Source organism: Polyangium sp. 15x6 (genome assembly GCF_029960785.1).
Taxonomy (GTDB): Bacteria; Myxococcota_A; Polyangia; order Polyangiales; family Polyangiaceae; genus Polyangium.
Map to the genome: position 1 here is coordinate 26,055 of NZ_JASBQE010000011.1, position 12,778 is coordinate 38,832.

Below are 12,778 nucleotides of genomic sequence, written 5' to 3' on the forward strand. Positions count from 1 at the left end.
GACGCTCCCAGGCCCGGACGACGGCTCGAACGTCCCGGCGTCGAGCCCCGGCCAGGATGTCCCACGGACGGACGCTCGCAGCTGCGAGCCACGCGCGCGCCGAGCATCGGGCATCCGTCGTGGCCGACCCCTCCGACGATCGCGCAATTCGTTGCGCGATCCGCGCAGCACGGCATGCACGCCTCGGGCAAACGAACCCGAGGGCTCGGGCCTTCACCTGCTGCATGCTCCCGGATCCACCTCGCCCACATTTCGCCGCGAACCTGCATCCATCCGGATCCACCTCGCCCCGGTTTTCCCCCGCGTTCGCCCCGAAAATCGACCCCTCCCCCGCGGGCACGTCGCCTGCAATCCGAGCTTCTCCGGCAACCGAGCCGATTTCCTGCTCGCGCCGCTGGAGGAACTCATGTCGGACATCCGCTGCATCATCGCCGAAACCCAGAGACACCTCGACCACGCCGTCCGCGTCCGTTTCGAGGTGTTCGCCCGCGAGCTCGGCTACCTCGATACGAAAGAGCACGCCGTCCCCCGCGAGCTCGATTGTTTCGATACCCTCGCCACGACCCTCCACCTCATCGCCTACGACGGCGACATCGCCGTTGGCACCCTCCGCCTCCTCCTGCCGAACCCCGAGGTCGCCGCCACGAACGGCACCTCCTTCGGCCTCTCCGTCGAATCGCAGTTCGACCTCGCGCCCCTCGCCGCCGCCGGCCTCCGCCTCGCCGAGACCTCGCGATATTGCGTCCTCGCCACCCATAGACACTCCATGGCCGTCGCCGAGCTCCACGCCGCCGCCGTCCACCTGAGCCGCGTCCTCGGCGTCGGCCACTGGATTGCGACCGCGAATACCGAGACCGACGGCATCGAGGACGCCCGCCTCATTCAGCAGGTCGCCCGCGAGCGCGGGTTCGTCCGAAACGACCTTTCCCTCGCCCCGCGCCTCCCTTCGCCCGCCCCCGCCTCGCCGAAGCGCCCGTTCTTCGACGACCACGCGCGCTCCGAGGCCACGCGCTCCCCCGCGCGATCCCGGCTCCCGCGCACGCTCGACATGTACGCCCGCCGCATGCGCGCCCGCTTCGTGGGCCCTCCGGTCTACGATACCCGCTTTCGCATGTGCGCCCTGCCGCTCCTCGCGTCGGTCGCCGAGCAGCGCACCGTGCAGCGCGCGAAGCCCCCCGTCTTCCCCCATCCGGGCTCGATTGCCGCCTGAACAAAAGGAGCCCGTCCTCATGAACTCCCTCGTGAAAACTCTCGATACCACCGTCGCGGACCTTCTTTCGGTCCTCGACACACACCCCGCGGCCCGCCGCCTGCTCGCCGGCGACCTCGACACCGACGAATACGCGGCCTTTCTTCGACAAACGTATCTTTATGTCCAGCAAACCCGCCCCTTGCTCCGCCGCGCCGGCGAGCGGCTCTCGCGCGCGGGCAAGGCCCCCGACCTCGCGCGGCTCTTCCTGCAAAAAGCCGACGAGGAGCAAGGGCACGACCTCTGGGTTCTCGAGGACCTCGCCGCGATCGGCCGCCCCGAGACCCCGGCCGCGCCGCCCTCGCCTTGCCCGGCCGTCGATGCCTACATCGCCTGGAACCGGTTTCAGGTCGAGGCCGGCTCGCCCCTCGCCTTCCTCGGCACGGCCTACGTCCTCGAGGCCCTCTCCCAGGCCCGCGCCGGCACCACCGCGGCGCATCTCGTCGCGCGGCGACGGATCCCCGGCATCGAGCGCGCCGTCCGCTTCCTCTCCGGGCACGCCGACGCCGACGAAGAGCACACCGAGGTGCTGCGAGGCCTCTTCGAGCGCATCGAGTCCGCCGAGGATCGCCGCGCCGTCACGCTCTCGGCCGCGGTGACCGCGGCGCTTTATCCGGGGATGTTCGCGGGGAGAGAGACGACCTTCAACGCTGCCGCCACGCTGTGTGAATGAGCGCGGCGCGGTTCGGGATGCCGAGCTTGTCGAAGACGTGCGAGAAATGCTTCTTCACCGTGAGCTCCGTGATGCCGAGCTCGGTGGCGATGAGCGCGTTGTCCCAGCATACGCGCTCCGCCACCTTGATCTCCGCGGTCGAAAGGGACTTCAGCCACGGAAGGGGGATGGGCACGAGCTTCGGGACCTCTTCGAGCAGCATCACGAAGGACGCGCCGTCGAGCCCCGGGAGCTTCTGGATCGAGACCTTCAGCTCGGCGAGCGCGCCGGTCCGCCAGTAAGCCTCGGGGAGCATGTGGGGGTTCTTCACGAAGGACGCGAGGCGCGCGGCGAGAAGCTCGGGCAGCCCGTCCGGGCCGAGCTCGGTCGGCTTGAACCAGGCGCAGAGCATCTTCTCCGCGCTCGCCGTCCGCGCGATCTCCGCGCCCGACGCGCTGAACACGATCGCCTCGTGCCCCATCCCGGCGAGCACCGCGTCGAGCAGCGACGCGCGCTTCGCCATCGCCCCGAAGAGCCGGCAGTTCTTCACCGCGTTCGTGAAATGCCGGGAGAGCTTCTGCAGGATCATGCGCTCGTGATCCGAGAATGGGATCCGCTTGTCCCGGTAGAGGATGAGCCCCCCGTGCCACGAAGGATCGTCGCGGAGCATGACGGCCATCACGTGTTCGAGACGCATCCCGATGTCGCGGCAGTGGTTGTAGAGGTAGCTCCGCTCCATCGCCGCGCGCGGGAGCATCTCGGTGTCGCGCAAGACCTCGTTCGGACGCTCGGCGACGGCGATCCGGACGAAGTCGTGCGGGACCATCTCCGCGTATCCCTGGAAAAACCTCTCGGGCATCTCGACGACGGCCCAGTCGTAGACGGCGTGCCCCTCGGGCCGGCTCACGCAGAGCGCCCCGTGATCCGCGGACACGAGCTGCGAGAGCAGGCCGTAGCCGCGGCCGAGCACCTCGTGCAGATCGAGCGATCCTCCGAGCTCGGCGACGAGGTCCAGCATGAGGCCGTGCTCATGCTCCGTGAGATCCGAGGGCCCCCTCATGGGCGTTCATGATGAACCCGAACTGACCGCGGTTCAACGCCCGCCTGCACCCCTGCGCTTCGATCCCGTACCGTTCCGGGGGACCAACCCTTCGGGCCACTGGCGCGCATCCGGCGACGCGAGCGGATGTTTTCGATACCATTCATAAAGGCCCTGCCCCGACGCGGGCGCCTCGCCTTGCGCCGGGGCGGGGCCCGCCACCGGCGCAGGTGCGGCCCCGCCCTCGGATCCGCCTCCCTCGTCGCTCGTTCGGAGCCCGTGCCTTCGCATCACCCGCTGGACGAACGCCCGTCCCACGCCGGCGATCTTGGCCGCCTGGGACACGTTGTACCCCGTCTCCCGCAACGCGCGCTCCACATAGGCCCGCTTGTAAGCACTCTCCAGGTGCGCGAGCCCCACGTGCAGAGGCACCTCGAGGTTCACGACCGGAAGCACCGCCGAGGGCGGCTCCTCCGTCTCCTCGGCGGCCCAGGGCGGCTCGTCGAGCCCGAGCGAGAGCATCATCTCCACCTTGTTCCGGAGCTCCCGCACGTTGCCCGGCCACGGCCGCGGGTGCGCCTTCATCCGCTCGAGCACCTCGTTCGGCAGGAGCGGCGGCGCGTCCGTCCGCCCTTGCCATTCCTTCTCGAAATGCCGCACGAGCAGCGGGATGTCGTCGAGCCGCTCCCGCAGCGGCGGCAGCCGCACGGGCACGACGGCCAGCCGGTAATAGAGATCCTCGCGGAACCTGCCTCGCTCGACCTCGACCGCCAGCGATCGGTTCGTCGCGGCCACGATCCGCACGTCGGCCCGGCGCGGCTCGTTCTCTCCGATCCGGGTGATCGTGCGCGTCTCCAGAGCCCGGAGCAGCTTCGGCTGGAGCTCGAGCGGCAGCTCGCCGATCTCGTCGAGGAAGAGCGTCCCGCCGTGCGCCGCCTCGAACCTCCCCACGCGGTTCTCGGTCGCGCCCGTGAAGCAGCCGCGCTTGTGCCCGAAGAGCTCGCTCTCCAGCACGCCCGCGCTCACCGACGAGCAATCGAAGACCATGAACGGGCCACTCGCCCGCGCGCTCTCGGCGTGAATCGCCGCGGCCGCGAGCTCCTTGCCCGTCCCGGTCTCCCCCTCGACGAGCACGGTCATCGCGTTGCTCCGCGCGATCTTTTCGAGCAGCGCGAAGAGCCCCCGCATCGGCACGCTCGCGCCGACGAGGCGGCCGAAGCGGGTGCGGGACGAGAGCGGCAGCGCCACCACGTCGCGCATCATCTGCAGCCGCAGCGCCGAGGCGCCGAGCCCGATCGTCGAGTCGGGCCGGGCGTAGGCGTCGCGGATCCGCACGCCGTCGACGGTCGTGCCATTGCGGCTGCTCGTGTCGAGCACGCGCAGGAGGTCACCTTCGATCCGGAGAAGCAGGTGGTGCCGGCTGACGGTCGGATCCTCGAGAACGAGATCACAATCCTTCCCGCTCCCGACCCGCACCTCCGGCCCGAGCACCTCGGTGACGACGCCTGCCATGGGCCCTCGGCTCACCTCGACGCGAATCTTGTGCGTCCGGAGCTCGAGCCCCCGATCGGCTTCCATGGTCCAGGTATTCAAGTCCTTCATGGGGCCATTTTGTATCCGGGCCGTCAAAGTGTACAAGAATAGGGCGATCCGGCGTCCGTCTTCGTTGCACGGCAACTTGGATTACCGAACCACTACGACAAAAGTGGTACGAAGCCGAAGGACGTACGAGCCGTAATCCTGTTTGGCGGGGACGAGAAGCGACGCACCGGCCGGGCCCGGGGCGGCGGCAATACGGATCACCAGACGGCTACTACCAAAGTGGTACGAAGTCGCGACGCCGATGAGCCGTATCCCTTGATGAGAGGGCGAAGTCGCCGGGAGGGGGCGACGAGAGGCGACGAGAAGCGACGAGAAGCGACGAGAAGAGCGCCGCTCAGCCGCGGACCGTGGCGCCGAATACGTTTTCGACAAAATCGGCAAACTTCATCCGGACACGACCCCCGCCTTCGGGCATCGCCACGCGGGGCGGTTTGTCGCCGCCCTCGTCCTTGCCCCACGGATTTCGGAGGACGATGGAGGCGGGCTTGCCATCCTTGCCCGCTTCGAGCCACTCGACCGAGAGCCAGTGGTACGTCCGGAACTCCAGGATCACGGGCACCGGCACGCCGCGCGCCGCCGACGTCGCCACGAGGGCCGCGACCTCGTCCTTCGGCCGGGAGAGCGTGCTCACGCTCGAATAGGTCCCGCCGAGGATCGCTTGATACAGGCTGGTGAAGCCATACACGGCCATCTGGCTGTTGCCCCGCACAGCCGCCCAGAACGTGTCGTTGTCCTCGGGGTTGTCGTAATCGAAGAGCCAGCTCATCGCCGAGGCGTGGTTCATGATCGCCGACTGGAAGAGCCGGTCGAGGTCCACCCGCCCCGAGGCGTCCCGCGCGATGGCGCTGCGAGGCATCTCGAGCTTCTTGCCGGACCGGAGCGTGACCGCGCGCGCCTCACGGGTGATGCCGTCGACGAGCCGCACGAGCTCGGCCGGATCCCGCCGCAAGAGCACGTACTCCATCACGCCGGCCCCACACGTCCCGTGCCCCAGCCCCTGCTGCACCCGGAGCGGGTTGTCGACATGCCGGATCACCTGCCCCAGCAAGAGCTCCGGCTCGATCCCCGCCTCCAGCAAGAGCGCGGGGTTGCGCGGCGTCTGCGCGAACGTCGCGAGGTTCGGTAAGAGCGCCCCCTCGTGCAGGCGCCCCGCAGCGAGGAGCCGCTCGAGGGCCGCGTTCGCGGGCGCGTCGTCGCCGATCGCGCGCCGAACGGCGTCGAGCGAACCGACACGGTCCGAAGGCAGCGGCCCCTTCGCCTTCGTGCCGGCCTGAGCCTGGGCCGGCGGCGGGGCATCCGGGTCCGCCACGGGCCCCGCGCCCGGGCCCCGGAGCTCGGCCGCGTCGTCGAAATACCCCTGATCCTGCCGCGAAGGCCCGCCCGCCACCGCCGGCGCCGAGGCCGCGGGCCTCGCGGGCGCGCCCCCGACCGCCGCCGCCATGGCGTCGTGCAGCCGGCCCTTCCGCCGCGTGGCGAGGCGCCGATCGATGGCCGCGAGCGTCGCCGCGTCGAGCACGCCCGTCTGGGGCAGCCCCGCCGCGGCTTGCTCGGCCACGATGGCCGTGTGGGTTTTCGGTCCGAACGAGCCATCCGGGGTGAGGGACGCGCCGAGCTCGACGAGCGCCTTCTGCAAGAGGACCACGGTCCCGCTCTTCACCCCGCGCTCGAGCGTCGCTTGCCCCGCGGCCACGGCCACGAGCATCGCGTCCTCCGCGAGCTCGGGCGACACGAGAGTCCCGTCCCCTGCGTTCGACTCGTTCTCGTTCATTCCAATCCTCCATCCGGCGCGAGTGTGGCCGCGCGAAGAGAATAGCAAACGTGGAGCATCCCGCCCGGCAATGGCATCAAAGTCTCGGGTCGACCGGCTCGCTTTCCAGCGCGAGGATCGCGAACACGCATTCGTGCACCCGTCGTAAGGGCTCGCCCCGGACGAAACGCTCGAGCGCCTCGACGCCGAGCGCGAGCTCTCGCAGCGCGAGCGACCGCTTCGCGCCGAGCCCACGATTGCGGAGCCGCGCGAGGTTCTCCGGCAGATCGTATTCGGGCCCGTAAATGATGCGCAGATACTCGCGGCCACGGCATTTCACGGCCGGCTGCACGAGGCCGCGTTTGCCCCGCGCGAGGAACGTCATGGGCTTGACGACCATGCCCTCGCCGCCGCCCGCGGTGAGCTCCTCCCACCACGCCGCGCCCTTTCGCTCGCTCTCCTCGTCCCCGAGCGTGACCTCCACGTGCCGCGTCGAGACGAGCACCTCTCCATCCGCCTCGGCGAGCCGCGCCGCGATTCCCAGGTGAAAAGAATGGTCCCGATCGACGAACACGCGCCCCTCGGCCGCGAGCAGGTGGAACGGCGCCACGCGATAATCCTCGATACGCGCGACGGGCCAGCAATACCGTCGATAGGCCTCGACGTAACGCGAGGCGGCCCGCGCCCGGTCCTGCATTCGCGTGAAGAGCTCGTCCGCTTCGATCCCGCGTGCTTTCGCTTGCCCGAGCGCCTCGATCGCGGCCCCAAGCGAGGATCGGCTGGCGCTGCCCACGGGCGCGTATTGCACCCGGACGAGCGCCTGCGCCTTCGCCGACCACGGCATGATCTCGGCGTCGAGCACGAAAAAGCCGCCGAGCTCGTCGAAGAGCCCGCTCGCCTCGGCCGCGCGCCGCACCCGCGCGAGGAGCGCCTCTTCGAGCGCCCGATCGTCGAAGAACGGCCGGCCCGTGCGCGTGTACACGATGCCCGCCCGACCGTCCGTCGTGCCAAACCGCTTCGTCGCCGTCGCCTCGTCGCGACAAACGACGAGGACGGCCCGCGAGCCCATGTGTTTTTCTTCGCAGACGACGCGCGGGACCTCGTTCCGTCGGAAATACGCGAACGCCTCTGCCGGGTGCTCCAGCGTGCCCGGAAGCGCGCTCGTCTCGGTCGGGGACATCGTGGGCGGCAGATAGACGAGCCAGCGCGGATCGACCGCGAACCGGCTCATCGCCTCCAGCGCCGCGGCCGCGTTCTCCTCGCGCACCGTGACCCACCGCGCGAGGCGCGTGCTCACGGGCCGCTTGCCGGTCACGTCGTCGAGATCGAGCGTGTCGTCGTGCGCCTGCTGCGCCGAGCGCCCGTCCTCGGCCGCCACGGGGATCAGCGGCTTCTTCGGCTCGCAATATTGACGCGCCGCCGGCACGCTGACGAGCTCGCGCTCGGGATAACGCAGCGCCGTCAGCGCGCCGCCGAAAACGCAACCCGTATCGATGCAGATCGTATTGTTCAGCCAATCCGCCGTCGGGACCGGCGTGTGGCCATACACGACCGTCGCGCGGCCCCGATATTCGGTCGCCCAGTTGAGCCGCACGGGCAAACCATACTCGTCCGTCTCGCCCGTCGTGTCGCCGTACAGCCCGAATTCACGCACCCCGCCCGAGGAGCGCCCTTGCATCGACGCCTTCATGCCCGCGTGGGCGACGCAAAGCCGCCCATCATCGAGCACGTAATGGCTGACGAGGTCGTCGATGAAACGCGCCAGCTCCGCCTGAAACGCCTCCGTCGTACGCGCGAGCTCGGCGAGCGTCTCGGCGAGCCCGTGCATGATCGTGACCTGCCGTCCGCGGAGCACCTTGAGCAGCTTCACCTCGTGGTTGCCCGGCACGCAGAGCGCGGCGCCGCTCTGCACGGCCGTCATGACGAGGCGCAGGACGTCCACGATCCGCGGGCCCCGATCGACGAGATCCCCGAGGAAAACGAGGCGCCTGCCCGGCGGCGGCGTCACGCGCACGCCGTGCGGGCCCGCCGCGGGGTCCCATTCGACCGTGTACCCGAGATCTTCCAGCAATGCTTCGAGCTCGTCGCAGCAGCCGTGCACGTCGCCGATGATGTCGAACGGACCGTGCTCGTCGCGACGATCGGTCCAGAGGCGCGTGCGCTCGATCGTGACGTTCTCGATCTCCTCGGCCTTCCGCAGCACGTGCACCACGCGGATGCCCTCGCGCTCGATCCCGCGCAGCGACGCCCGTAGATCCTGCGACTGCCGCCGCACCACGTGGACCGCCACGTTGCGATCCGTGCGCGACTCGTTCCGCTCGTTGCAGACTCGCTCGCCCACGTCGAGCACGATCCCCGTCGCGAAGACGTGGTGCTTGCGCGCGATCGCCACGAGCGGCTTGCGGAACTCGGGCCGCACGTTCGTCGCGTCGACGACCACGAGCTTGCCCGCCTCCAGGCGTTTGTCCACGACGAGGTGCAGCACCTCGAACGCCGAAGCCGACGCGCTTTGATCGTTCTCGTCGTCCGAGACCATCGCGCGGAACATGTCGGACGAGACGACCTCGGTCGGCGCGAAATGCTTCCGCGCGAAGGTGCTCTTCCCCGATCCCGACGCGCCGAGGAGCAGGACGAGGCTCGGCGTCGGCAGGGAGATCGTGCGGCCGTTCGCGGGGGCCGCCTCCGCCGGGGCTTCCGTGCTCATCGGGAGAACACCGCCATTTGCGTGGGAGATCCCAGGGTTTCATCGACCGGTCCGATCGGGGCGAACCGGACGGCATAGCCATTTCGCTCCGCGACGCCGCGCGCCCACGCCTCGAATTCGGCGCGCGTCCATTCGAATCGGTGATCTTTGTGGCGCATGTGGCCCGCGGGGAGCGAGGGGAAGACGACGTTGTATTCGACGTTCGGCGTGGTCACGACGACGACGCGGGGGCGAGCGTGCTCGAAGACCGAGCGCTCGAGCGCGCCGAGGCGTGGAAGCTCGAGGTGCTCGATGACCTCCACGAGCGCGGCCGCGTCGAAGCCCGAGAGGCGCGCGTCGCGGTAGAGGAGCGATCCGTGCAGGAGCTCGATCCGCTCGGATTTCCGGCCGCCGTGCCGATCGAGCTTCAACCGCTCCGAGGCCACGTCGAGCACGCGTTGCGAGACGTCGAGCCCCACGAGCCGCGTGATCGCCCGGTTTCGCACGAGCTTCGCGAGGAGCTTGCCTTCTCCGCAGCCGAGATCGACCACCGACGTCGCGCCTTCGTCCGAGAGCGCCCGGGCCACGGCCTCGATCCGGGCCTCGTCGAGGCGTACGGGCGCCTCGATCGCGGCCTCCTCCTCGGCGTGCGCCTCGGCCTCCGCGTCGGGATCCTTGGCCTCGCCCGAGACGAGCCGATCGAGCGCCGCGCGCGCGAGGCGGCCCCGATGCTTCAGGTACCGCCGCGCGATGAGCTCCTTTTCCGGGTGCGTCGCGAGCCACCCCTCGCCGTGGTAGACGAGCTTCTCCACCTCGTCGTCGCCGACCCAGTAATGCTTGTCGTCGTCGAGCACGGGCACGAGCACGTACACGTGCGAGAGCAGCTCCGAGAGCGGGCACGCCTTGCGCAGGCGGACGTCGTGGTGCGCGCCCTCGCCCCACGCGGGGAAACGCTCGTCGAGCGGCAAACGGGTCGCGGTGACCTCGTATCCGAGCGGCTCGAACAGCGCGCGGAGCAGCGTCGCGCCGCCGCGGCACGGCACCGCCGAGAGCGTCGCTTCGAGCGGGATCGACGCCTGCGCGAGCTCCGGCCGATCCTTGCAGCGCCCCGCGAGCGCCGAGCCGAGCACCTGCGCGATGGCGACGCTGAGGAACGACGACGCGGCGTACGGCCTGTCGTTCACGTACTGATCCACGAGCCCGCCCTCGGACGATCCGGGCCGACCCCGCACGAGGGCGACCGGATCGAGGTCGACGAGCAGCGCGGCCGTCACGGCCTCGGCCGCGGCTTCGGGATAGAAGACGTGCGCGCGGCCGAACGCGAGGGGGAACGTCTGGAGTTTGTCGGGGTGCTTGTGTAGCAAGAACCCGAGCCCCGACGCGTGCGGACCCGTGGCGCGGAGGGTGAAGAGCATGCGAAGACCGTCGGCCGAGGCTATCAAAGCCCGGCGCCGGGGTCACCCCTGGATCTTGCCGCATGCGCTCCGTTTTTCGCGGGAGAGGCGCCTCACGACGAACGCGGAGAGCCCGAGCACCAGCGCAAACGGCACGCCGCCGCTCGTCCTGCGTCCCCGGCCCGCGCCCGCCGCTTCGCAGAACACGCCGTTGCCCTCGAAACCCACGGTGGGCACGGGCTCGCAGACGCCGAGCTGCGAGGTCTCGGAGGTGCAGAACGATCCCGCGGGACAACCGTTGCCCGCCGCGCCGCGGCAGCCCGCCTGGCAGACACGCGCCGGGATGTCGCAGACGCGCCCGCTGCCCGGTGCGCCGCAATCGGCGTCCTTCGCGCACTCGTTCGGTCCGGGCTCGCAAACACCGCGCGAGGCATCCGCGGACGAGCACACCTCGCCATGAGGACAACCATTGCCCCCGACGCCGCGGCAGCCGGGCACGCACATGCCCGCCTCGCAGACGGAGCCGCTCACGGGATTGCCGCAATCTTCGTCCGTGAAACAGGTGAACGCATCGTCCGCCGGATCGTTCGGGTTCGTCTCGCCCGCATCGACGACGCCGTCGTGATCCGCATCTTCGAGCCCGTCCGGTTTGCCGCCGCCGTCGGTGTCGGCCTTCGTCGGATCCGTCGTCGTGGCGCCGAGATCGCCGTCGGGCACGCAGGTCGAAGGCGCGGGGTTCGTCGCGGGATCGTCGCAGCCGTAGCCCATCTCGGTGCCGTCGAAGAGGCCGTCGTCGTCGCTGTCCGGATCGAGCGCGTTGATGAGCCCGTCGCCGTCCGAGTCCTCGGCCATCGACGGCTCGGCGCCGTCGGGCACGCCGTCGTCGTCCGTGTCGGCGTCATTCGGATCCGTGCCGAGCAATCCCTCCTCCGCGTCGGTCAGCCCATCGCCGTCCGTATCCGCGCAGCCCTCGTCCGTCACGCCGTTGCAGTCGTCGTCCACGCCGTTGCACGTCTCGGTCGAGGGCAAACCCGGCATGGCGCTGCACGTCGCGTTGAAGAGCACGTCGCAGACGATCACGCCCGACGCGAGGCACGCGCCGACGCCCACATCGCAATTCATGCCGAGCCCGAAATCTTCGTCCGCAGCGCCGTCGCAATCATCGTCGATGCCATTGCACGTCTCCGCCGCGGGCGCGCCGGGCGTGACGCTGCACTCGCTCGAGAGCTCGTCATCGGCGCACACGACGACGCCCGAGGCCGCACACGCGCCGATTCCCACGTCGCAATCCATGCCCAGCCCGAAATCCTCGTCCACGGCGCCGTTGCAATCATCGTCGATCCCGTTGCACGTCTCCACCACGGGAGCGCCTGGCGTGGCGCTGCACTCGCTCGAGAGCTCGTCGCCGGTGCACACGATGACGCCCGACGCCGCGCACGCGCCGATTCCCACGTTGCAAGCCACGCCGAGCCCGAAATCCTCGTCCGTCCCACCGTCGCAATCGTCGTCGATCGCGTTGCACGTCTCGATGCCGGGTTCGTCGGGGAACCCGTCGCAGAACCTCGTGAGCCCGTCGCACACAATCGAGCCCGTGGCAACGCAGGCCCCGACGCCGACGTCGCAGGGCACTCCGGAGTCGAGGCAGTCGTACAGGCAAGTCGCGCCATAAAGGGCGATCGGATCGGCCACGAGCCCGGCGAGCGTGAGGGCGCCCTTGTCCGAGATCAGGTCGCCCGTGAGGCTCTGCGCGTCGTTCGACGAGCCGCACGCGAGCCGGAACGGCGTCTGGTTGGCGATGCCCAGATCCACGCGCGCGACGGCCCAGTCGATGAAGAAGTCGGCGTCTCCGCTCACCATCGAGGAGGCCGCGACGGAACGCGCGTGCGTCGACGCCGGGTAACTCTTCACGAGGAGCTCCGAGATGTCCGCGGGCGATCCAGCGTTCTGCGGACTCGTGTTTCGCCGGAGCTCGACGACGTCCGAGCTCCCGGTGACCCCGATGGAGAGCTCGTGGGCCCCGAAGTCGCCATCGGTATCGATGAGACAAACCCAGCCGAACGCCTTGAAATCCGCGGGCGACGCCTGGAGCACCGCGTCGTCGATCCGCAGCCGGACGTAGAGGAAATTGGCGTCTCCCGCGAAGTAGGCCGCGGCGCCGCCCTGCGCGGGGTCGCTGACGACGTCGCGCCCAGACCCCGCATCCCCCGGTGGATCCGCAACCCGCACGCCACCCCGGACGAGCGGTTTCCACGCAGCATCCGCGGGGAACGTCTGCGCGCCGGCGGACCCGAGCGCCATGAACGAGGCGAGCCCGAGCGCCGCGGCGAGGAGCGCGGACCGAGCGGTCCGACGAGGGCGAAAGGTCGAAGCCATGGGCGTCCGTCCGATCGTGCCGGGAAGCGCGCCGCGGCA

8 protein-coding genes are annotated in these 12,778 nt (G+C 69.9%); 2 read left to right on the top strand and 6 right to left on the bottom strand.

Translation table 11 applies throughout. The features are described 5' to 3' along the window. Positions 1-406: 406 nt before the first annotated feature. Entirely contained in the window at positions 407-1,210 is an 804-nt protein-coding gene (locus tag QHF83_RS10845) for a GNAT family N-acetyltransferase (protein WP_282417707.1), read from the top strand. Between the two features lie 31 nt (positions 1,211-1,241). After that, on the top strand, positions 1,242-1,922 hold the full coding sequence (locus QHF83_RS10850; RefSeq protein ID WP_282417708.1) for an iron-containing redox enzyme family protein: 681 nt from the start codon (positions 1,242-1,244) through the stop codon (positions 1,920-1,922). Here the strand turns inward: QHF83_RS10850 and QHF83_RS10855 are convergent. The 6 genes from QHF83_RS10855 to QHF83_RS10880 all read right to left on the bottom strand — a co-directional run bounded on the left by QHF83_RS10855 (position 1,894) and on the right by QHF83_RS10880 (position 12,739). Then, positions 1,894-2,961: a LuxR C-terminal-related transcriptional regulator gene (locus tag QHF83_RS10855; RefSeq protein WP_282417709.1), complete on the bottom strand. Its 1,068-nt coding sequence runs from the start codon at positions 2,959-2,961 to the stop codon at positions 1,894-1,896. The two genes, QHF83_RS10850 and QHF83_RS10855, sit on opposite strands and share 29 nt — an antisense overlap. A 33-nt stretch (positions 2,962-2,994) precedes the next feature. Continuing rightward, positions 2,995-4,542: a sigma 54-interacting transcriptional regulator gene (locus QHF83_RS10860; RefSeq protein ID WP_282417710.1), complete on the bottom strand. Its 1,548-nt coding sequence runs from the start codon at positions 4,540-4,542 to the stop codon at positions 2,995-2,997. A 334-nt stretch (positions 4,543-4,876) separates the two neighbouring features. Next, complete coding sequence (locus tag QHF83_RS10865; protein WP_282417711.1) at positions 4,877-6,310, bottom strand: peptidoglycan-binding domain-containing protein; 1,434 nt, start codon at positions 6,308-6,310, stop codon at positions 4,877-4,879. A gap of 76 nt (positions 6,311-6,386) precedes the next feature. Then, the gene (locus tag QHF83_RS10870) at positions 6,387-8,993 is read right to left on the bottom strand and encodes a polynucleotide kinase-phosphatase (protein WP_282417712.1); all 2,607 of its coding nucleotides are present in this window, start codon (positions 8,991-8,993) and stop codon (positions 6,387-6,389) included. After that, positions 8,990-10,387 carry a 3' terminal RNA ribose 2'-O-methyltransferase Hen1 gene (locus QHF83_RS10875; RefSeq protein WP_282417713.1) on the bottom strand — a complete coding sequence of 466 codons (1,398 nt, stop codon included), beginning with the start codon at positions 10,385-10,387 and terminating at the stop codon, positions 8,990-8,992. The genes QHF83_RS10870 and QHF83_RS10875 overlap by 4 nt, the downstream gene beginning before the upstream one ends. Before the next feature lie 42 nt (positions 10,388-10,429). Then, positions 10,430-12,739, bottom strand: coding sequence for a MopE-related protein (locus tag QHF83_RS10880; RefSeq protein ID WP_282417714.1), 2,310 nt, complete (start codon positions 12,737-12,739; stop codon positions 10,430-10,432). Between the last annotated feature and the right edge of the window lie 39 nt (positions 12,740-12,778).

What these genes read in the sequence shown, in the direction of transcription:
- QHF83_RS10845 (WP_282417707.1), top strand. Translation starts at nt 407, where the DNA reads ATGTCGGACATCCGCTGCATCATCGCCGAAACCCAGAGACACCTCGAC.
- QHF83_RS10855 (WP_282417709.1), bottom strand. Translation starts at nt 2,961, where the DNA reads ATGAGGGGGCCCTCGGATCTCACGGAGCATGAGCACGGCCTCATGCTG.
- QHF83_RS10860 (WP_282417710.1), bottom strand. Translation starts at nt 4,542, where the DNA reads ATGAAGGACTTGAATACCTGGACCATGGAAGCCGATCGGGGGCTCGAG.
- QHF83_RS10865 (WP_282417711.1), bottom strand. Translation starts at nt 6,310, where the DNA reads ATGAACGAGAACGAGTCGAACGCAGGGGACGGGACTCTCGTGTCGCCC.
- QHF83_RS10870 (WP_282417712.1), bottom strand. Translation starts at nt 8,993, where the DNA reads ATGAGCACGGAAGCCCCGGCGGAGGCGGCCCCCGCGAACGGCCGCACG.
- QHF83_RS10875 (WP_282417713.1), bottom strand. Translation starts at nt 10,387, where the DNA reads ATGCTCTTCACCCTCCGCGCCACGGGTCCGCACGCGTCGGGGCTCGGG.
- QHF83_RS10880 (WP_282417714.1), bottom strand. Translation starts at nt 12,739, where the DNA reads ATGGCTTCGACCTTTCGCCCTCGTCGGACCGCTCGGTCCGCGCTCCTC.